Here is a 23,757-nt window from a genome sequence, read left to right as displayed (position 1 = left end):
CAATAAAAATGAAAAGATTAATTATTGCTGCATTGTTAATTGTTGGAATGACAAGCTTTGCTCAAGACAAAAAAGAAACAGGTAAAAGACATGATAGAGCTGAAATGGAAAAATTTACTCCAGAACAGCGAAATCAACTGATGTTAAAAAAAATGACATTGGAGTTGGATTTAAATGCTTCACAACAAAAAGAAATGGGTAAAATCATTGCTGAGAATAGTGCCAAAAGAGAAGCAAGAATGATGGAAATGAAAGCCAATAAAGAGGCTGGTAAAAAACTCACTTCTGATGAACTGTTTGCAAGAAAAAACAAGATGTTAGATGAACAAATTGTTATGAAAGAAAGAATGAAAAAAATTCTTAATCAAGAACAATTTAAAAAATGGGAAGACATGAAAGGGAAAAGACATCACGGAATGAAAAACAGAATGATGCGCCATAAAAACGGGAAACCAGCAAATATGGAGGACAAAAAATAATCCATTTACTTGAAATATTTCATCTTATTTCATAAAAAAAGACCCAAATTTGGGTCTTTTTTTCGTTTAAAATGTTTTGGAAACTTTGTCTACTGCTTGAATGGTAAAATCTAAATCTTCATAAGATAATGCATCAGTAATAAACCAAGTCTCATAAGCCGATGGGGCGATATAAATCCCTTCTTGCAATAAACCATGGAAGAATTTTTTGAAGGTTTCATTATCTCCTTTCGCAGCCGTTTGAAAATCAACTACCGGAGCCTCGTCAAAATGAACTGAAATCATAGATCCAATCCTATTGATTGTATAAACAACGTTGTTCGCTTTCAATACTTTGTCGATTCCTGCGGCCAAATAAGCAGTTTTTTCTTCTAATCTTTTAAAAATTGCTCGATCAGCATCTAACGCTTGTAACATTGCCAGTCCCGCAGCCATTGCTAATGGATTTCCTGACAATGTTCCCGCTTGATAAACCGGTCCTAATGGAGCCAGATAATTCATAATTTCTGCGCGGGCAGCAAATGCTCCTACCGGCAATCCTCCTCCTATTACTTTCCCGAAGCACACCATATCGGCATTCACATTCAGCAATTCCTGAACTCCTCCTCTTGCGAGTCTGAATCCCGTCATTACTTCATCAAAAATTAATAGAATATCATTGTCTGTACACAATTGGCGTAAGCCTTCTAAAAAACCTCTATTAGGCGGAATACAACCCATATTCCCTGCAACAGGTTCAACGATAATCGCGGCAATCTCGTTTTTATTAGCTTCAATTAATGTGGCAACATTTTCTAAATCATTGTATTTTGCTAATAACGTATCCTTTGCGGTACCAGCAGTAACTCCAGGACTGTTCGGTGACCCGAAAGTAATTGCACCACTTCCCGCCTGAATCAGGAAAGAATCGGAATGACCATGGTAACAACCTGCAAATTTTATTATTTTATCTTTTTTGGTATAACCGCGAGCCAGTCTTACGGCGCTCATACAAGCCTCGGTACCTGAATTTACGAATCTTATCTTATCAATATTTGGAACCATAGAAACGGCTAAAGCAGCAATTTGTGTTTCTAATTCTGTGGGCATTCCAAAAGATGTTCCTAATTTTGCTTTTTCAATTACAGCTTGTACAACCGGTTCATAAGCATGGCCTAAAATCATTGGGCCCCATGAATTAATGTAATCAATTAAGCGATTTCCATCTTCATCATACAAATAAGCACCTTTGGCACTTTTGACAAAAATTGGGGTTCCACCCACTGCTTTAAAGGCTCTTACCGGTGAATTTACACCTCCAGGAATTACTTTTTCTGCTTCAGCAAAAAGCTGACTACTTCTTGTATATGACATTTTAAATTTTAGATTTATAATTTTAGATTTTCAGTTGTTGCCCAACTGAAACGGAATTGTCCCTAAGATTGTTTTTGTGTTTTAGTTCCTCAAGTACTAAGTTGAATTTTTTGGAAATCGAATAAAGCGTATCGCCTTTTTGAACCTGATATGAAGTTACTTCCCGACTTGTATTCTTTATCGCCTCCATAGGAATTTTGGCTGTTAATTGCTTTTCAATTGCTTTATATTCAATTCCTAGCACCTCACTGTCATATTGTTGTAAATTGTAACGCTCGATATAGGAAATCAATTTATTAGGATATTTAGGATCTGTTGCATAGCCTGCAGTTCTTAATCCTCTTGCCCATCCTTTATAATCTCCTTTTGACAAGGCAAACAAATTAGAATATCTCCCTCTACTGGTTAAAAACAGGGCGTGATCTTTGAAAGATTCCGATACATTATCATACTTCCTGAAGCATTCCTGATCTGAATCATCATCATGTCTTATGGTATCGCCTCTCCAATCTTCATGGCATTTTATTCCAAAATGATTATTAGCATTTACCGCCAAATCACCTCTTCCAGCTCCTGATTCCAAAATTCCCTGCGCCAAAACAATACTAGCCGGAATGCCATAAATTCTCATGTTATCCATCGCTACATTTTTGAATTGAGCGACATAGTTAACGACCACATCACTACTAACTACTGTTTGCGAAGTTGAAACTATTACTTCCGTTATTTGATTAGGATATTCTTGTTCTGGCTGATTTTCTACAACAGGCTTTTTTAAAGCTGTCTTTGTAACTATTGTTTTTGCTGCTATTGTTTTTGTCGTAATTGGCGCTTTTGTTACTTTTGTTACTTTAGTAGTATGAACAATCACCTTCTTTTGATTCAAAGGCATTTTTTTAGTAGTGATAACAACTGGTTTAGCTGCGTTACAGCCTACTAAAGTTATTAGGATGAGAATGAGTATAATTTTTTTAAACATTGATGTCGATTGTTGGTAATTGTTTATTTCTTAGTTTCATATTCATCCCTTGAATTCCTTGAATTCCACCAGTATGAATGAGTAAAATTTTTGATTGAGCTGGAAAATAGTTCCGGTGTATTAAATCTATAACGCCAAAAACCATCTTTCCAGTATAAATAGGATCCAAAGGAATGTTATTTTCTTTGAAAAACTGGTTTATAAATGCGATTAACTCACTATTTACTTTCCCATAGCCTCCAAAATGATAATCCGTTAGCAATTCCCAATTATTATTTATTACAATATTACGAATTTCATCCGTTAAAAAATCCCCTTTTAATGCTGGAAATCCTAAAACTTTTTGGTGTGGCAAAATACTGTTAATAAGTCCCGAAATGGTTCCACCTGTTCCAATTGAACAGCAGATATAATCAAAGTCGGCATCTTTTTCATTTAATATTTCCTCACAGCCTTTGATGGCCAATGCATTGGTTCCTCCTTCTGGAATAAGGTAAAAATCACCAAATTTTTGTTTTAAATTTTCCAAAAATGGAATTTCGTTTTTTAACCGATAGGATTCTCTGCTAACAAATTCGAATTGCATTCCGCAGCTTTGAGCAAATGTCAAGGTTGGATTTTCCGAAATTTTGTCCTTCAGTTCATCCCCTCGAATAATACCAATAGTTTTGAATCCTTTTTCTTTCCCTGCAAAAGCTACTGCCGCAATATGATTGGAAAACGCACCTCCAAAAGTTAGCAAAATTTCCTGATGCTCCGCTTTTGCTTGAAGCAAATTATACTTTAGCTTTCTAAACTTATTTCCAGAAACGAAAGGATGAATCAAATCTTCCCTTTTGATATGCAGTGAAATAGAGTTTGGAAATTCTAATGCTATTTGTTGATTCAAACCAAGTATGTTTTCTGCAAAGATAAAATTTATATATAAAAAAAGTGCAATCTTAACATATTGCACTTCTATTTTTTTGCTCTTTCCTACAATTTTAATTTTTAATGATAATTTTTTTACCCACTTCTATTTTATCCTTTGTGGATAGTTTAACGATATAAATACCGTCACTTAGTCCTGATGTAGAAAATTTATAAGTGGAATTGACGCCCAAATCCTTCTTACTAAAAATTATTTTCCCAGCCACATCATACAAACTACACGCATCAAGATCCATCAATAACGCATTATTAATTGTTAAACTTTTAGTAGCATTGTTTTGGTACACGACAAAATTTTGAGTGGCTTCCGTATTAAGCCCTAAAGTAGTTTTAGTCTTAAAGGTAATTTCATATTGTTTATTATTGACTCCGGCAGGCAAGGTCATCTCGTGAAAACTATTTTTAATGTCATAATATAAATCAGCCGTTTTATCGTGTAAGTAAACATTATTCGCAGCATTAAAATTTAAAATCTCTTTGACAGTAATTTTGTAATTAGCTTCTTGGGCATTTTTAAAACCAATAGGAATGCTTTTATCAATATCAAATTTTAATGCATTAATGATATATTCTGAATCGTCCAAAACAAAATAGACATCGGCACTCGAATCATCACCCGAAGACAGTGCATCCATGGCATGATCCACCCCGTCTGTCGCTTCCGGAATAAAAGCCAACGCTAATTGACGCACTCCTTGATTATTTAATAAGGTATTAAACCTAATTTGCGGCGTTGGAGTTATTGTTACCGTACTATAATCAAAACCCGAAACAGACTGAACAGCAGCCAATTTTCCATTACTGTCATTAGTTTTAGTGCTATTTGCAATTTTTTCAAACTGCGAATAATTTGCAGCACCTTCTTTAACAAAAACTCTATAACTATTTTTCATATCAACTGTTCCATTAGCGGCGCCGTCTATCATAAAACCTTGACCGACAGGACAAAAGCGTCTTTCATAATTAGCCCCCATTCCAGTTGAAATTATTTCGTTCCCAGATCCATCGTAAGAGTAAAAAGTTGCCGCAACATAAATGCCGCTTCCTAATCTACTTACAGGTGAAAATGTTCCATAACCTCCTTTATAGTCTGCTATATAATGTGAATTTACTGTTTTATCCTGTTCCCAGAAATAAGCAATACCGGTACAATTCGTCGCATCGGTCAAAAATGCTGACAAGTCAATTGCTGATGGATATGGATTTCCAGTTAAAGTGAACTGTGCCGTTGCGACAGGAATAGAAATTGTACCGTCATTTGGCTTTCCTCTAAAATCATATCGTTGTTTGCTTCCTGGGTTATTTTGAACCCCATTTACTGTTATGGCATTAGTTCCTGATGTTCCCTTCATGGTAAAACCTTCGCCAGCATTCAAAGTAGCCGTTGAACCCACTTGAATCCAGTTATAATTCCCATTTAAAGGAGTGAGTTTATTTATCCAATAAGGAGCAATTGCCAAAGGACTTGCTGTGCCGTTATAATTGTTCGATGCCAAAATACTTGGGGCATTACTAGTCGTTAAATCAGCGACATCTTTTAATTGCGTTATACCAAAAGTAGCATTTCCCGCAGTAGCTATATTTCCTCCAACAGGAGAACACCAGTAATTATATTGAAAATTATTAGTTGATCCTTCTTGAAAAACGGATAAATTCCCTAAGCCTTTATTGGCTCCGGCAACTGTAGTTCCTTGAAGCAATTGCGCATCTTTTCTTAAGTAAAAATTACTACTTGCCGCATTTAATTCTAAGTCCTGCTTCACATACACCACTTCATTGTTAACAAAAACGTTAGTGTTTGGACTAACAAACATTTGTGCATTTGCAAAATTTTGAACTAGAAACCCGAAAATAAACAGGAATAATCGATTTAGTATTTTTGTGCTCATAAACAGGTGGATTTAATTAATTTAAAAATACTTTTATGCTCCACTGTAATTTTACCTGCGTAAAAAATGAATCTGAATTTTACAGAACACTTTGCTTTTTTTTGGATTCCAAGGTTGCAAATTATTATACATTTCAGATATCTGATTGTTAATTGATTAACAGAAGCTGAATTAATTAATCAGCAAATTCTTAGGAATAAAAAAAAATTTGGGTAAAATTTACAAATAGGCTCTTTTTTTTGATAAAGTTACAACAAAAGAAAGCTTGACAAGAGTACTAAATACGTTAAAAAGCTATAAAAATCGATGAAATACATGTTTATAACTAAATTACATGAATTTTCTTATATTTAAATTGAACTTAAAAAACCTTAAACCATAAGAGCTAAGGTTTTAGATTAATACTATAAAAACAGTGTAAAAGTAGGTCGGGAATAAAGATTAGAAATAGGTAAGAAAATTTAAACCGCGAATTCTCTAATTAAATTTTTTCTTTTTTAATTAGCGAACTCGCGGTCAATTTTTTGCTAAAAAAAACAATTTGTAAGTGCGATTATAACTACTTCTTTTTGACATTATATTTTAAAAATCGAAAGAAAGGGCGGTGTTTTAAATACTCTAAATTGAGTTCATTGGCATAGGCTTCCCGCTCAAAACTGATGTTCCGATAGGCTATTTCAGTGTTTTTATACTGAATCAATCTTACAAGATATTCGAGAAAATACCAAATAAAAAAAGGAAGTACCAGTAATTCCACTTGCTGGCGGAGGTGAATTTTTTCGTGATTTACAAAAACCTGATCTTCTTTGTCGACCCGATATTTCACAAAGACAAAGGGAAACGCAGTCAATCCACGATACCCTTTGGGAATTAAATATTTAGTGACAATTAGAAGCATCTATTGGGTAGGTTTTGTGTTAAAGATTATAGATTACAAAGTAATAAAAATAAAATGCTTAAAAACAATAATAATAACATAACGGTCAACACAATAAAAATAAATTTTAAATATCACACACTCCACTTAAGCTAAAATTAATAATCTAGTTCGTCATCATCTGTTTGGGGAAATTATTTCTATGAAACTAATTGATTTACTTTTTTTATGACTCAATGTGCGAAAAGTAATAGTGTGCGTCTTTCTCGTATTAAAATCACGTATTCCCTTACAGAAAAAAATATACTTATTCGATTTTTTGCCCAATTGATGCAAAAAAAACTGGAATCATTTGAGCTATTCGAAATGCTCACTTATATCAAATCTATTTCTTACAAAAAATTGCATTTTTCATAATAAAAAAAATTTTTTTTCAACATTTAGAGGCAAAAACAGATACCAATTAATTTATCTTTTTTAACGTATAATTGGCTTAAACTACACTGAATTTCATAAAAACCTCATAATCATCGATGAAAGTAGCAAAATATCCGATAAACTACGTCAAAAAATATAACATTTAATCGTTAAAATGTTGTTTTACAAAAATCAATAAGGTACTTTTGCGGCAAATAATACCACAAAATCCTATGATCAAAAATTACTATTACAAAAATAAAAAATGTAAGTTTATTATTATAAATTATAGTCGAATTTGTTCCAAGACTACTGCAAAAACACCCAAAAATAACACCCAAACTATCATAGCCTTTTTAAGTTTGTTCTTTCTATTTTTCTTAGGAAATGAGATGAATGGGCAGACTACTTTGTGGAGTACAGGATTTGAAAGTGTAGATTCTGTACCAATTTTATCAAATACTAACAGCTCATCATTTAATATTCAAACAACAGGAGGTAATCTCGCGGCAAGATCTGTACAAATCACTTCACCATCAACTGGAAATAGTAAGTACTATGACGGATCTATAATTACAAACAACACCTTGTCACTAAATACTGGAAAATTTTACCTCGTAACTGTATATGCAAAAGCAAGTGTAACCACCGGGATGCTTAAAATTATGAAAAGTACAACAGCTACTAATGCTGCAATGAAAGCTGCAACCGGTTCTGATATTATTTTAAATGCAGGATCTACCTATAATGTAACTTCAACAGGTTACGTTAAATATACAGCTGGATTCACGGTTAGTTCAAATGAAATAAAATATATTGGTTTCAATTTATATTCGACCGGCGACGGAGCTCAGATGATTTTGGATGATATATCAATTATAGAATATGATAACGTACAACCAGAGAGTTATTGCACTCCAGCAGGCAATCTAAATTGTACTGTAAACGATTTTATTAGCAATGTAACCTTCAACACACTCAACACCACTTCAACTTGCGGTGCTGGTGGCTATACTAACTATGCTGCGACAGGAACACAAACTACTACCGTACTTAGAGGCTCAAGCTACAACTTTAATCTAAGTGTTGGAAATGGTTCAGGCACACATGGTGCTGGCGTCTGGATTGATTTTAATCAGAACGGAAGTTTTTCAGATTCCGGGGAATTTTTCCTTGTCAGTAATGCCATTAATCCTAGCACAACAAAAACAATTTCTATTCCTATTCCTGCAGGTGCAACCACTGGAATAACTCGAATGCGCGTCCGTTATGCATATAACACAACCGTTGCTTCAGGTTCAGGAATGAGTTGTACTATGTCAGGAACATACGGAGAAACTGAGGACTACACTATAAGTATAGCAAACACAACATGCAACGCCCCTACTCAAGCAACCGTATTTGTATTAGGAACTAAAACTAGTACTTCACTACCCTTTACATTCACGGCATCGTCACCAGCTGCAAGCGGCTATTTGATAGTTCGTTCATTAACAAGTACCCCACCCTCCCAGCCGGTAAATGGAACTATTTACACAACTGCTAACGTTGCCACTTTAGGTGCTGCCTTCAGTTTTGTTCAAAGTGCTGCTACTACATCCATACCCGAAACTGGTTTAAGTTCTGGCACAACCTACTATTATTTTATCTTTGCTTATAACGATACCAATTGTGCCGGCGGACCTGTATACAAAACGGGTGGAGCATTAACCGGAACCGGCACCACCTTGACCGGATATTGTATTCCTGCTCCAAGTTCAGTAGACGCATCAGGAATTACTAATGTATCTTTTAGCACCGTAAATAATACCACAGCTGCCGAAACTACTAATTATGGCGATTATACCGCTATGATAGGTACTGGGATTAAAGGAACATCTGTACCTATAAATATAACTACTTCCACATTATCCTATGCTTATCAATTGATAATTTGGGTAGACTGGAATGATGATTTAGATTTTAATGATACTGGTGAAAATGTGTATTCGGGCAGCGTTACATCCGCAACTTTAGCAGCTACAATTGCCATTCCGTCAGGAGCCACAATAGGGAATCACAGAATTAGGATTGGTGCGATAGATTTGGGAACACCAACCCCTTGTTACACGGGAACATATGGAACTTACGAAGATTACACTTTAAATGTTACTGCAGCAGTCGCATGTACATCGGCACCTACAGTTACCACACCACCAAATAAATCTATTGCTTCAGGTACTAGCACTACTTTTACATCCACAATAGCAAATAGTCCGGATAGCATTATTTGGGAAGTAAGTACTGATGGCGGCACAAACTATTCAATAATTACAAATGGAGGTGTTTATAGTGGAGCCACTACACCTACCTTAACCATTTCTGCCGCTCCGTCAAGTATGACAGGTTTTAAATATAAAGTAAAAGCAACTAATGCTTGTGGCAATGCAACATCAACTCCTGGTAATTTAACTGTTACACAAACTTATTGTGCTCCCTCTTCTACAACTTCTACAACTTACATAGATGGCCTAGCAACCACAGGTACATTACAAGATTTGGTAAGTAGTTCATCGGCAGGGTATAATGCAAGTGGGTATGACGATAATTCTTCGATAATTTTGGGGAGGCAAATTCCCGGAGGAGCAATAAATTTAAATATTGATGTAACAGGTCCTACTGGATCTTTCATTTCCGTTTTTATAGATTGGAATTCCGACGGCGATTTTCTAGATGCAGGAGAAAAAGTTTACACAACTGGAACAACCGCCACAAACGATACTTCTTTCGGATTTATTGTACCAACATCCCAAAGCCCGGGTAATTATAGAATGCGGGTCAGAACCAGAAGTTATGGCGATTCATCCACTATATTAGCTTGTGATACAGGTTATTCTACAGGTGAAGCTGAAGATTTCACCATAAGTATTGTTTCTGATTGTGCTTCAAAAATAAGTCTAGTAACCAGCGGGACAAATTGTGGCACTGGAACTGTCAATATAGGAGCAGCTAGTGACGGTGGTGCTACAGAATTTAGATGGTATTCTGCTAAAACTGGAGGGTCTTTATTAGGTACTACTGCTACTGGATCTTGGACAACGCCATCAATTTCCGCAACCACAACTTACTATGTATCTTCTTATAATGGTAGTTGCGAATCATTAGTTAGGGTGGCCGTAAAAGCTATTATTTATCCCATTGCCAATATTGCTTTTTCTCCCGCTTTACCAACCATTTGCGGATCTGGTACAATATTGACTATTGGTGCAAGCGGCGATTCTGCAATTGAAGATCTATTTACTGAAAATTTTGAAGGAGGAACTTTAGGAAATTTTGAACCATACTCCATCAGTAATTTTAATACTAAAGGAAATACCCCTTTAGCGGAAGAATGGAATGTAAAAACTAGTTCTTATTTGCCAATAAATACCAATGTTTTTAAGCCCGCGATTAATTCTGGAGGGGCAGGTACTAGCGAAAATAAATTTGCATTTACTACTTCAGATACTGCAGACGGAACAACAGTAAACACAACCATACAATCTTTTGCCATTAACACCAATGGATTTACAAATCTTACTTTAACTTTTGATCATTATTACGCTGACTACGGAACTTCCGATAAAATTGATATTGAAGTTTCCACAGACGGCGGAACAACATGGTCTACTACACCAGTAATAACTTATACAACCGATGATGGAAGTGCAGGGAATTTTGCAACTAAGACGGTAGATTTTACATCTTTTATCAATCAGGCTAATTTAAAATTCAGATTCAGATATTCTGCTGGCTGGGACGAAGGTTACGCATTAGATAATGTAAAATTATTTGGAACAAAACCTTTAACTTCAACCTTTGTTTGGGGTGGTACAAATGTAGCTGATTTATATTCTGATCTAAATGCAACTATTCCTTATGATGGAAAGACCCCTCTTGCTACGGTATATGCAAAACCAAATGTAACCACAGGAACCCAGTGGGATTTTACAGCACAAACAACTTTACCAAATGGTTGTGTAATAAACAAAACTATTACTGTTCCTAATAATACCAAAACATGGAATGGATCCGTTAATTCTAATTATAATCAACCTAGTAACTGGTATCCTCCTGGTAAACCTACAACCAGCAACTGCGTAGAAGTTTCTAACATAACTCCAAATCCAATTACTTCAGATTTAGCTTATGCTTATAATCTAGCATTAACAAATGCAGCTTCCGTTTTAAATATTACTTCCGGAAATACAATTATTGTTATTGATAAAGTAACAGTAACAGCAGGAGGAAGTTTTAATATAGCCAACAATGCCAGTCTAATTCAAACAAATAATGTCGCTAATACCGGAATCGCAAATATTCAAAGGATAACGCAACCAATGTCTAAACTCGATTACACCTATTGGAGTACGCCAGTAACATTAGCTTCTAATTTTACTTTAGGATTATTATCTCCTAATAGTCCTTTGATGTTTTCTTGGATACCAACAATTTCAAATGGGCCTGGCAACTGGCAAAGTGAAACTTCCATCACAAAAATGGATCCTCGCAAAGGATATATTGTACGAGCCCCCAACACTTTTAGCTCAACTATTAAGACATCTTACACCGCCACATTTGTGGGAACACCTAACAATGGTGATATAACAACTCCAATACAAAAAGGAACTCTAAGCGGTACGATAGGCGTTAACGACGAGGATGACGAATGGAACCTCATAGGTAATCCCTATCCTTCCGCGATTAATGCAGCAACATTCTTAAATCTTGCTTCTAATGTACCTGTTATTGATGGGACTTTATATCTTTGGACACACAATGCCCAACCAAGCAGTGCCTATGCGGATCCTTTTTATGGCGATTATGTATTAAACTACACAGAAAATGATTATGCTGTCTTCAATACGACTGGGGGAACAGCAACAGCTGCCGCAAGTACAGGAGGCTCCGTGCCAAGCGGCTATATTGCCAGTGGGCAATCTTTCTTTGTAAAAGCGGCTAATAGCATGACAAATGGTACAACCTTAAATGCCACTTTCAATAATAGCATGCGTGTGGGTACAGAAGGGAAAAATGGAGATTTTTTTAAATTAACTAACAACCAAAAAAACGAAGCCATTCCAAAGAGTGTTCCCGAAATAGAAAGACACCGTATTTGGTTGAACTTGACCAATAACTCAGGAGCTTTTAGTCAAACATTATTAGGATATGTAGCGGGCGCGACAGAACATTTAGACCGGAGTTTTGACGGAGAATCATTGGGAGGAAACGATGTTAGCTTCTACTCTATTATACCCGAAGCTCAACTAACCATTCAAGGACGCGGATTACCATTTGATGAAAATGACCATATCCCATTAGGCTATAATTCTGAAATTTCTGGAGAACTGTCGGTACGAATTGATCATATAGATGGTCTTTTTGACACCCAAAACATCTATTTAGAAGATAAAGTACAAAATGTTATTCATGATTTAAAAGAAGCGCCTTATGTTTTTAAAACAGAAATTGGTGATTTTGACGAACGTTTTGTTCTTCTTTTCACAAATAAAACTTTAGGAACGGATACATTTAATTTGGCCACAACCAATGAAGTAAATGTCATCGTAAATCAAAACGTGACCGTTCAATCGTCAAACCAACTGATAAAAAATATCGTTGTCTATGATTTATTGGGCAGAAAAATTGACAGTTATAAAAAAGTAAGCGCTTTAAAATATACGTTGAATCATTTAACCAAAATGACCGCAGGCTTAATTGTGAAAATCACTTTGGAAGATGACACTGTTGTTTCCAAAAAAATAATATATTAATCAAAAAGCATCACTGTAAAAGCCACTCCTAACCGAGTGGTTTTTTTTATAATAAGTTAAACCATTCCTCCTATTTTTTTCACCATGCGTACTTAAAGTTCAATGTATTTTAATCAATAATTAATCATGATTTTCGAACCTGCATTATATTGTTCGCAAGCAAATGAAACCTTCTTCAAAAAATGAAATTATATTGAAAAATAGGTTATTTCCTAGAAACTAATCTCACCTGTAAATGTGTCAAAAAATCCAATTATTTTTATAAATAAAATTAGTCTCGAAAAATATTAATTTTTCTAAATTATTAAATGTCAATACCTAAGAATACTACAAAGGATACCTATTTTTTAAATTTAATGAAGTTATGTAACGGTCGATTTTTCAACTACTGCAAGTTACTTTCGTACCAAATTGCCACAGGTTCAAAACTGATATTTCTATACGTCTGTTTGCAGGTTTTATATTAGAGTAAAACAATTACATAGTCAATAAGAAATTAAAAAGGGCAATGATAAAAATTCGAGTTACATCCATCTGTCAATTTTTTCATGATTAATCATAAGTGGATTATTTTTATCCGCAGCGTATCACAAAAAAAAAAGGAAACGTGGTATGGCCATAAAAACCGTATGAAAATAGATGTTTTTTAACTGTTGAATGCATTTTCATGCGGTTTGCAATAAAAGAAAGCTCTTGGCAAGGTAAAGCTTCCCATTTGTAAAATTGTTACAAAAATTTATGCAAATAACTTCGATTTGAGTCTTATGAAGCACTGCCACAAGTTGCCTGGTTATACTAATAATCAATTGCAAATCCAATATGCTAAACATCTTACGTCCAGCTTTGTAAGAATTAAAAAATACGACAAAAAGCATTTAAAATCCGATGAAATCCAGTGTTACAAATCAAACAAAATAAACATTTTACTAACAAATTTATATCTGTTTAACGATTTTGTCGATTAACAGCTACAAAAATCCGTTCAACTACATAAAATTTTAGCTTTAATAACAGTACTTTTCTGAGGTAATACGTTATTTTTGGATACCAAATCTTAGTTAAATTTTTATGAAACAAATATACTTCTTGTCAATTACTGTTTTGCCCAAACAATACTTGCAAAGTGATAATAAAACTTCAAAATACAACAATTCATTTAATACAACAATTTTATACAATTTGTGCCGCAGTATTTTAGCGCTGTTTTTTTTACTAGTAGCAAATTTCACCACTGCACAAAGTATTCCAGCTACATTTCAGACTAGCGGGACATCGACATGGACCTGTCCCGCAGGAGTCACTAGAATAACTGTTGAGGCATGGGGTGGCGGAGGTCGCGGCGCTGTTAGTACAGGTGCGGGTGACGGATATGGTGGTGGTGGTGGTGGTGCTTACGCAAAAAGTGACATCAGTGTTACCCCTGGAACCGTATATACAGTTAACGTTGGCGCAGGCGGAGTTTTTAATGGGGGTTCATTAACTGCTATAAATGGTGGGGATTCTTATTTTAATAATCTTACAACAATACTTGCCGTCGGCGGAATTGGCGCTGGTAATCAACAGCGTGAAGGCTCACCTGGAGGTCAAGCAGTAAATTGTATTGGTGATATAAAATACAATGGAGGAAATGGGGCAACCGGTGCTGCCGGTATTGGAAGTGGTGATAAAGGTTATTCTGGTGGTGGTGGTGGTGGTGCTGGCTCAAGTAGCGACGGTGGAAATGCAACTGGAATGTTAGCAGGTGCCGGTGGTGCAGGAAATGCTTTAGGAAAAGGTGGTATCGGAGATAATAATTCTAATGGAGCTTATTCAGGTTTTGCAATCGGTGGTGGTGGTGGTGGTGCTTACAGTAGTAGTGGAGCAAACGGCTATTATGGTGCTTCGGGAGGAAGAGGTGAAGTTCGTATAACACCAACCATGCAAAATGGCCCAGGAGGAGTAACAGCCAATCTACAATTATGGCTACGCTCCGATTTATTAGATGGCACAACATCAGTTATAAATGATACGGATGTCTCTACATGGAAAACTCAAGCCAAAGGTAGTGATGCTATTGCTTCGGCAATTGAAGGAGCTCCAAAGTATAAAAATAATTCGCTCGATAATTTAAATTTTAACTCCGTAGTAGACTTTACAAATAACAGCACTATTTCTACAACATATGGTGATAGTTCACCAAAAAGACAATATTTAAAGGGTACTTCCGGGTTTTATAGTCAGGAGTCTTTTGTCGTGCTAGTTCCAAAGACACCCGTAACTGTACTTACACCAAAAATGGCGATCTTTACCGGCGATAAAAATCCATCTATTACCGAAAATGATGAAACAGGAATAGGATTTGGCGACTACACCACTAGAATTACAGGCGAAATATTATCCTATTCAATTGGAACTACAACTGGTTCTAATAACGGCTATGGTGTCGCTGACGCAAGTGCAGGCGCCACCTATAGTTCAGCAGGAATTATAAGTGCACGAAATAACTCAACAAATTCTGCAACTGCTGAAGAACTTTACTATAATGGTAATAATGTTGGTACTAATTCATCAGCATCTGCCTCATTTGCTAATGTTTCCGATAGCAAGTACTGGATTGGAAGAAGTAAAGGCATAGATGGAACGCTAAATGCAAAAGTCGCTGAAGTGATTACCTACAGCTCAAGAACCTCAGAGACGAAAAGAAGTAACATTCGAAGCTATTTAGCTATAAAATACGGGATTACCTTAGGAGTCAACGGTACTGCTATGAATTATACGAATTCTGATGGAAATATTATTTGGGACGCTACAGCAACCGGATATAATTATGACATTGCTGGTATAGGACGAGACGATATCACCAAGTTAACCCAGAAACAATCCAGAAGTATCAACAATGCAAATGGAATCATCATTGGATTAGGTGAAATTGCCCCTACCAATATAGCCAATACCAATGTTTTCGATACCGATAAAAAATTCTTGGTTTGGGGTAATAATGGTGGCGCACTGACAGCACAAGCAGTAACGGTTAATTTAAGTTCGGGAATTTCACCAGCATTAACTACTGATGTTAGTTACCAACGAATCGCTAAAATTTGGAAAGTGGTTGAAACTGGCGGCGACGTATCTACTTGTAAAGTAGCGATTCCTACTACTCAAATTGCTGCGGCTTACACCGCTGCTGCGACTGCAACTGGGGATTATGTAATGCTTATTTCAAGCACTCCGACATTTGACGCCACCTCCGAAGCGAGAATTATGACTGTTAATGGAAGCAGTCTGGAAACTACTTATAACTTTGATGGAACTAAATATATCACTTTTGGATATGCACCTGAAAAACCTTTTGTTCGTTGCATCAAATTCGATGGGATCAATGATTACCTAGATGCAGGGAATGTATTGAATTTAAATGCTCAGTTTACGGTATCGGCTTGGGTAAAATCTACGAAAACAAACATGACAATCTTATCAAAGAGAAACAGTGCTTTCACGCAAGGATATGATTTGAAAATTAATACTAACGGCAAGGCGGAGATGAGCTGGAATGGTAACACTATAACTTCTTATTCTGCTATAAATACAGGAAAATGGCATCATATTGGGGTGGTATATGATGGAACAAACGCTAAAATTTACATTGATGGAGTAAATAAAAACAGTGTAGCTGCAAGTGCACCAACAAGTAGTAATAACTCGTTTTTAATTGCTGCTGCCAATGGAATTGCACCCACAGCATTTTTTGAGGGGTCTATTGATGAAGTTCGAATTTGGAATGTAGCGTTAACTGCAATGCAACTGAAGTATGTGATGAATCAAGAAATCATAAATAATGCAGGAATCACAAATGGTGTCATTATTCCCAATACAATTACACTTAACGAAATAAAGGCAATTCCTTGGTCTAATCTTACTGCCTATTATCCAATGTCTACTTTTTCTATTAACAACGTAAAAGACAAATCTGGATACGGATTAACTGCTGCCTTAAAAAACATTAATACAGTTGATCTTCAAACAGCGCCACTACCCTACGAAACGTCTACTACTGGGGAATGGTCGTCGTCAACCACATGGGTAAATGGCGACGTTCAAGATATTCCAAATAGTGCATCAGTAGAAAATCCAAGCGGTACTGGTCCTCCTCCACCTAATGGATTAAGTGACGGTACAGTTGAATCTAATTCAGTTGACGGAACTATTATCCGAGTAAAGAGTGGCCATACCTTAACTTCATTGGGCAATAAAAAGGCTCTTGCATTATTACTTGAAACAGGCAGCAGTCTGTTAGCAACTGCAACTACAGCCACGCAAGCTACGGGATCAAAAATTGAAGTTTCCCATTACTTGAAATTAGATGGAAAAATCGATTTGGTTGGCCGTTCGCAATTAGTACAAACGGAAGGCAGCGACCTGGATGCAACAAGTGCAGGATCAATAGAACGAGACCAGCAAGGACAATCTAATAAATACAATTACAATTATTGGAGTTCCCCTGTAGGTACAATTAACAACACCACTAATAACAATCCATTTACAGTTGGAGGTGTTTTACAAGATGGTACAAATCCCGCTGTACCTATTGCTATAAATTGGGTTAATGGATACAATGGATCACCTGGAAATCCCATCAGTTTAGCCCGTTATTGGATTTACAAATTTGACAATGCCAGTAATAATTATGCCAATTGGATACAAATTCTGGAAACTGGTTCATTAACAGCGGGCAAAGGTTTTACCCTAAAAGGAAGTGGTGCGGCAACTGCTACTCAAAATTTGACCTTTGTGGGAAAACCCAATAATGGTACAATAACGAACACTGTTACTGCAAATCAATTGTTGCTTGTTGGAAACCCATATCCATCTGCCTTAGATGCAGACAAATTTATAAACGATAATATATTACGCATTGACGTTACAACAACTATCCCAGCTACTGATGGAGCACTCTATTTTTGGGAACATTACGCCTCAAATACCACGCACAATCTCTCAGGTTATCAAGGAGGGTATGGCATCTATAATATTTCAGGAGGTGTTGCCCCAAGTTCAACTGGTGTTGATTTTATTAGTGGAGCAGGTTCAACAAGCAAAGCTATACCACCCCAACCTTACATCCCTGTTGGACAAGGATTCTTCGTCTTTGGAAATGCCAGCGGAGGAAATGTTGTTTTTAAAAATAGTCAAAGAGCTTTTGTTAAAGAAGATAATGCTTTCTCCCAAACAACATACAGGATACCAGTAGATCCAAAAATTGCTGGACACTGGACTTTTACCGGTGATGACCCAGTTGCTAAAAAAACTCATAAGAAGATTCGTTTAGGTTTCAATTCTTATAATGAAGAGTTTCATAGACAAGTGCTACTCGCTTTTATGGAAGATAAAGCGGATAGCGATATGAATGATGGTTATGATGCCGTGAACATAGATGATGCGCCAAGTGATATGTACTTAATAAATGGTGAAAATGAATTAGCAATAGAAGGAGAAGGGTATTTTGATGCAGCTGCCTCCTACCCTATTGGTGTGCGAACTGAAAGTGCAGGAAAAGTATCTTTTGGCATAGATGCTTTAGAAAACTTTGATGAAAGTCAGCCCATTTTTATTCACGACGCAGAAACAGATACGTACCACACCATAAACAAAGATCCGTATGAAGTCACTTTGGCAGCAGGAACTTTCAACGATCGTTTCACTCTTCGTTTCACAGATAAAACATTAGGAACGGATACATTCAATTTAGCTAAAGCTGATGAAGTAAATGTAATTGGAAATCAAAACGTGACCGTTCAGTCTTCAAACCAACTGATAAAAAATATAGTGGTCTATGATTTACTGGGCAGAAAAATTGACAGTTATAAAAAAGTAAACGCTTTAAAATATTCCTTGAGTCATTTAAATAAAACCACCGCAGGTTTAATCGTCAAAATCACTTTAGAAGACGACACAGTTGTTTCAAAAAAAATAATATACTAATTAAAAAGTATAACTGTTGTAGAAGCCACTCCTAACCGAGTGGCTTTTTTAATATCTAATAACCAACAGCAATCAAACCAATTTAATTTGGTAAAAAAACGATCCTAACCTTCTTCGAATTAAATATTCAGTAACAATAAGCATCATTCATTATAAAATTTATAAATTTGTACCACTAAAATAATTCAATTTTAAGGAAAACTCAATCGTTTGAGTAGAACGTTTAAAATGGATTATGTTCAAAAAAATTTCAATAGAATACCCAACACATGATTGAATCGAATAATGAAAATAAATTAATTGAAGGCGAAGATTTTTATTACACGCCAGAAGGTTATAAATGCTTTACCGAAAAACACCACTTAAAAAGAGGGTATTGTTGTAAAAGCGGTTGCCGTCATTGTCCGTATGGAGGCCCGCTAACCCCCAAAGGAGCCAAGAGGAAAAACTATGAATGATAAATAGTGTTTTACGCTAAAGGGTAAGAATAACAGTTTAAGTTTTTAAATCCAAAAAAACAAAATGGATATTCGTTTTCAGAAATACAGAGTTAAAATTCATAAATCCTACCACACCGGTCGGATATTCGTTATCCATAGTATTTTAGTTACTGCACATAATCCAAGAAATAGAGTTGGTACCCAAATTTTTTTCTAAATGATAGACGAATTACATTTACACCATTATAGATATGAATACCAAAACTAATATAACATCCGATACAACCCCCCAGTTAAAGGCAACGGAGCTCTTCCAAGAACAAATCAAACAAGGAATTCCAACTGTATTGCCTCAGCCTAAACCATATGAGTCAGACATTAATCATGCTCCAAAGCGTAAAGAAATCCTTTCGGCCGAAGAGAAAAAATTAGCGCTTCGCAATGCTTTACGTTATTTTCCATCCGAACATCATGGGGAACTAATACAAGAATTTCGACAAGAATTAGAAACATACGGCCGCATTTATATGTATCGCTTTCGCCCGGATTACGAAATGCGCTCACGACCCATAAATGAATATCCAGGAAAATGCGAACAGGCAAAAGCGATCATGCTGATGATTCAAAATAATTTGGATTATGCCGTAGCGCAACATCCCCATGAATTGATTACTTATGGCGGCAATGGTGCTGTTTTCCAAAACTGGGCACAGTATCTATTGACAATGCAATACTTATCGGAAATGACCGATGAGCAAACATTAACAATGTATTCCGGTCACCCAATGGGATTGTTTCCTTCGCATAAAGAAGCTCCACGCGTTGTCGTTACAAACGGAATGGTAATCCCTAATTATTCTAAACCGGACGATTGGGAAAAAATGAATGCACTGGGCGTCTCGCAATACGGGCAAATGACTGCGGGAAGTTACATGTACATAGGTCCGCAAGGAATCGTTCACGGAACTACAATAACTGTTCTGAATGGTTTCCGTAAAATAAAGCGCAGTCCTTCAGGTGGTTTATTCGTAACTTCAGGATTAGGCGGCATGAGTGGCGCACAACCGAAAGCGGGTAATATCGCAGGCTGTATCACCGTTTGTGCCGAAGTAAACGCAAAAATCACACATATTCGTCATAATCAAGGATGGATCAATGAAGTGATCGAAAATATTGAGGAATTGGTAAAAAGAGTCGCTTTAGCGAAAGCCAATAATGAAATTGTTTCTATCGCCTATCTCGGAAACGTGGTGGATGTTTGGGAAAAATTTGACCAAGAAAATATCCATATCGACTTGGGCTCAGATCAAACTTCCTTACACAATCCTTGGGCTGGAGGATATTATCCCGCTGATATTTCTTTTGAAGAAGCCAATGAAATGATGGCTAATAATCCCGATTTATTCAAAGAAAAAGTACAGGAAACATTGCGCCGTCATACCACGGCAATCAACAAACATACTGCTAAAGGAACCTATTTTTTTGATTACGGAAATGCTTTCCTACTGGAAGCTTCCCGCGCCGGTGCAGATGTCATGGCTGAAAATCATATTGATTTCAGATATCCAAGCTATGTTCAGGACATTATGGGGCCCATGTGTTTTGATTATGGTTTTGGTCCATTCCGTTGGGTTTGTGCTTCTGGGAAACCGGAAGATTTGGCAAAAACCGATGCCATCGCGTGCCAGGTTTTGGAAGAAATGGCTAAAACTGCTCCAGTAGAAATCCAACAACAAATGCAGGATAATATTCATTGGATTAAAGGCGCACAGGAAAATAAATTGGTCGTTGGTTCTCAAGCCAGAATTCTATATGCTGATGCCGAAGGGCGCGTGAAAATTGCGGAAGCTTTTAATCAGGCAATTGCCAAAGGAGAAATTGGAACCATAGTTTTAGGTCGGGATCACCACGATGTTTCCGGTACGGATTCGCCTTACAGAGAAACTTCAAATATTTATGATGGCTCCCGTTTTACCGCCGACATGGCGATACAAAACGTCATTGGAGACAGCTTTCGTGGTGCCACTTGGGTCTCTATCCACAATGGCGGTGGCGTTGGCTGGGGCGAGGTAATTAATGGAGGATTTGGAATGGTTCTTGATGGTACAAAAGAAGCGTCAAAACGCTTACAATCAATGCTTTTTTGGGATGTCAACAATGGAATTTCAAGAAGAAGTTGGGCCCGTAACGACGGAGCCATTTTTGCCATAAAAAGAGCCATGGAAGCACAGCCATTATTAAAGGTAACTCTTCCTAATTTAGTTGCCGACAATTTGTTGGATTTTTAAAAATTTGGACGTATCTTTAGTAAAGAATTAATAATCAAATATTTATAACATGAAAGCAATTAAATTTATTCCGATATTTTTCCTTTTTATATTGGGTTCCTGCAGCTCGGTAAGAGTAAATTCTGATTATGACAAAAATGTAGATTTCAGCCAATACAAAACCTTTGCTTTCCATAAAAAAGGCATTGACAAAGTTGAAATCTCAGAATTTGATAAGAAAAGAATTCTTAACGCCATTGATTCCGAACTTAGTAAAAAAGGAATGACCAAAAGTGAAAATCCTGATTTGCTTGTTAATATATTAACCAAAGAAAGAGAACGCATCGACGTGGATCAATACAATGCCGGATGGGGTTATGGATGGGGCTACGGATGGAATCCTTATTTATGGGGCGGACGAACCTACATTTCGTCAACAACAGAAGGAACGCTTTACATTGATTTAATTGATGCCAAGAAAAAAGAACTCGTATGGGAAGGCGAAGGCGTAGGATACTTGACCGAAGATCGTTCTAAAAAAGAAAGTCGGATAAACGAATTTGTCGCTAAAATTTTAGCCCAATTTCCTCCCAAATCTAAATAACTGAAAATTCATTTTACTATATAAATGGCCTACCTTTGCGTAGGCTTTTTTTATACCAAATTATGACAATCCATACAGACATTACAACCCTACAAGACATCAAATTACTTGTTGACACTTTCTATTCGAAAGTTCAAAAAGACCAATTTATCGGACCTATATTCAACGAAAAAATAGGCAATCGCTGGCCCGAACATTTAGAAAAGATGTACCGCTTTTGGCAAACTATTTTACTCGAAGTACACACCTATTCCGGAAGCCCTTTTCCTCCACACAAACAATTACCGGTGGCTAAAGAACATTTTGAGCGCTGGATGGAAATTTTCACAGAAACCACCGATAGTTTATTTACAGGCCCATTGGCCGAAGAAGCTAAACTACGTGCTAAAAATATGGCGGAAATGTTCAACTATAAAATTGAGTATTTCAGGAATGCTGAAAAAAACTAAAATTAGTATTCAACAATTTCACAATTAGATGCAAACTCATATTCATACCAAATCATCAAAATAGAACTATGCGTAAAATACTTTTCCTTGTCATTATACAAACCATTTTTCTTTCTTGTTCCAATTTAAAACCGACTACTGGAAATACCGTAACTCCTAAATTAAAACTAGTCAGCACTATTGAAATTCCTTTTGATAAAACTTTTCAAGACACTAAGGTGGGCGGCCTATCAGGAATAGATTATGATAAAAAAAAGGATCTTTACTATCTCATGAGTGACGACAGATCCGTATTTAATGACTCCAGGTTTTATACCGTAAAAATTCGTCTAGTCGAAAATAAATTGGAAACCGTAGATTTTACAAATGTCATTACTTTAAAAGATGTAGCGGGAAAAAAGTATGATAATTGGAATACAAGCCCAACAACCTCTGCCGATCCAGAAGACATCCGATTTAATCCTAAAACAAATTCCTTGGTTTGGAGTAGCGAAGGAGCCCGCGTACTAACAATTGACAAAAATGTTCTGCAAAATCCGTGGATTAATTTTATTGATTTAAAAGGAAATTTTCAAGGCGAAGTTAAATTGCCTGCGAATTTAGAAATGCAGAAAGAAAACAAAGGACCTAGAAATAATGGAACATTAGAAGGGATAAGTTTTGATAAAAATTACAAAAACATTTATACCAATATTGAAGAGCCGCTTTTTGAAGATGGCAACCAAGCCAACACCAGCAAAGGAGGCTTGATCAGATTGTATAAATTTGATGCCAAAACAAAAGAGAACACTGCCCAATACGGGTACCAACTAGAACCAATTGCATTTGAGCCCAATCCTAAAGAGGCTTTTGCCGTAAATGGGGTTTCGGCAATTCAGTATTATGCAAAAAATCAATTGCTTGTGGTGGAACGCTCCTACTCTACCGGTACACAAGCCTGCACGGTAAAAGTGTTTTTGTGTGATTTGAAAAAAGCGACTAGTGTTAAAAATTACAACTCCTTACAAAACCAGAAATTGGAATTAGCTTCTAAAAAATTAATTCTAAACATGGATGATTTGGGAATTTTTATCGATAATATCGAAGGCCTTACTTTTGGACCAAAATTGTCCAACGGACATCGTTCGCTAGTATTTATTTCGGATAATAATTTCTCTGAGAAGCAAAAAACTCAAGTATTAGTTTTTGAATTGCAGGAATAGTAACGTCATTGTACTTTTGAAAACACAGTCTTATTTTTTGATTTACATCAAAAATACTATCGGCTAATTGTCATTCCGACAAAGGAGGAATCTCACAGTATTGAGGAATAGTTTTCATAAT

Annotated in this window: 13 protein-coding genes; 8 read left to right on the top strand and 5 right to left on the bottom strand. The window is 36.2% G+C overall.

Translation table 11 applies throughout. The features are described 5' to 3' along the window. Nucleotides 1-8 precede the first annotated feature (8 nt). Entirely contained in the window at nucleotides 9-479 is a 471-nt protein-coding gene (locus IWX84_RS06185) for a hypothetical protein (RefSeq protein WP_196849873.1), read from the top strand. A gap of 66 nt (nucleotides 480-545) precedes the next feature. On the opposite strand, the gene hemL is transcribed toward IWX84_RS06185, so the two are convergent. From hemL to IWX84_RS06160, 5 genes are all read right to left on the bottom strand, one after another. Then, complete coding sequence (hemL, locus tag IWX84_RS06180; RefSeq protein ID WP_196849872.1) at nucleotides 546-1,832, bottom strand: glutamate-1-semialdehyde 2,1-aminomutase; 1,287 nt, start codon at nucleotides 1,830-1,832, stop codon at nucleotides 546-548. Between the two features lie 22 nt (nucleotides 1,833-1,854). Next, nucleotides 1,855-2,811, bottom strand: coding sequence for a glucosaminidase domain-containing protein (locus tag IWX84_RS06175; protein ID WP_196849871.1), 957 nt, complete (start codon nucleotides 2,809-2,811; stop codon nucleotides 1,855-1,857). Then, nucleotides 2,804-3,700, bottom strand: a complete 897-nt coding sequence (locus tag IWX84_RS06170; protein ID WP_196849870.1) for a 1-aminocyclopropane-1-carboxylate deaminase/D-cysteine desulfhydrase — start codon at nucleotides 3,698-3,700, stop codon at nucleotides 2,804-2,806. Before IWX84_RS06170 ends, IWX84_RS06175 begins: the two co-directional genes overlap by 8 nt. A 94-nt stretch (nucleotides 3,701-3,794) precedes the next feature. After that, nucleotides 3,795-5,630, bottom strand: coding sequence for a T9SS type A sorting domain-containing protein (locus tag IWX84_RS06165; protein ID WP_196849869.1), 1,836 nt, complete (start codon nucleotides 5,628-5,630; stop codon nucleotides 3,795-3,797). Nucleotides 5,631-6,189: 559 nt separating this feature from the next. Continuing rightward, nucleotides 6,190-6,528, bottom strand: coding sequence for a hypothetical protein (locus tag IWX84_RS06160; protein ID WP_196849868.1), 339 nt, complete (start codon nucleotides 6,526-6,528; stop codon nucleotides 6,190-6,192). A gap of 629 nt (nucleotides 6,529-7,157) precedes the next feature. On the opposite strand from IWX84_RS06160, the gene IWX84_RS06155 reads away from it, so the two are divergent. From IWX84_RS06155 to IWX84_RS06125, 7 genes are all read left to right on the top strand, one after another. Next, complete coding sequence (locus tag IWX84_RS06155) at nucleotides 7,158-12,716, top strand: GEVED domain-containing protein (protein WP_196849867.1); 5,559 nt, start codon at nucleotides 7,158-7,160, stop codon at nucleotides 12,714-12,716. 1,068 nt (nucleotides 12,717-13,784) lie between these two features. Beyond that, a complete protein-coding gene (locus IWX84_RS06150) occupies nucleotides 13,785-18,674 on the top strand; it encodes a LamG-like jellyroll fold domain-containing protein (RefSeq protein WP_196849866.1) in 4,890 nt (1,629 codons plus the stop codon). Between the two features lie 269 nt (nucleotides 18,675-18,943). Continuing rightward, nucleotides 18,944-19,132 (top strand): DUF5522 domain-containing protein, encoded by a 189-nt coding sequence (locus IWX84_RS06145; RefSeq protein ID WP_196849865.1) that lies wholly within the window; start codon nucleotides 18,944-18,946, stop codon nucleotides 19,130-19,132. Nucleotides 19,133-19,365: 233 nt separating this feature from the next. Beyond that, a complete protein-coding gene (locus IWX84_RS06140; RefSeq protein WP_196849864.1) occupies nucleotides 19,366-21,402 on the top strand; it encodes a urocanate hydratase in 2,037 nt (678 codons plus the stop codon). A 49-nt stretch (nucleotides 21,403-21,451) separates the two neighbouring features. Then, nucleotides 21,452-21,985 carry a DUF4136 domain-containing protein gene (locus IWX84_RS06135; protein ID WP_196849863.1) on the top strand — a complete coding sequence of 178 codons (534 nt, stop codon included), beginning with the start codon at nucleotides 21,452-21,454 and terminating at the stop codon, nucleotides 21,983-21,985. Between the two features lie 62 nt (nucleotides 21,986-22,047). Beyond that, nucleotides 22,048-22,434 (top strand): group III truncated hemoglobin, encoded by a 387-nt coding sequence (locus IWX84_RS06130; protein WP_196849862.1) that lies wholly within the window; start codon nucleotides 22,048-22,050, stop codon nucleotides 22,432-22,434. 68 nt (nucleotides 22,435-22,502) lie between these two features. Then, entirely contained in the window at nucleotides 22,503-23,636 is a 1,134-nt protein-coding gene (locus tag IWX84_RS06125) for an esterase-like activity of phytase family protein (protein ID WP_196849861.1), read from the top strand. Nucleotides 23,637-23,757: the final 121 nt, after the last annotated feature.

The sequence above is a fragment of the Flavobacterium sp. CG_9.10 genome, from assembly GCF_015752245.1.
Lineage (GTDB): Bacteria > Bacteroidota > Bacteroidia > Flavobacteriales > Flavobacteriaceae > Flavobacterium.
Note: the sequence above shows the minus strand (reverse complement) of the source record. Positions and strands in the feature narration are given on the sequence as shown.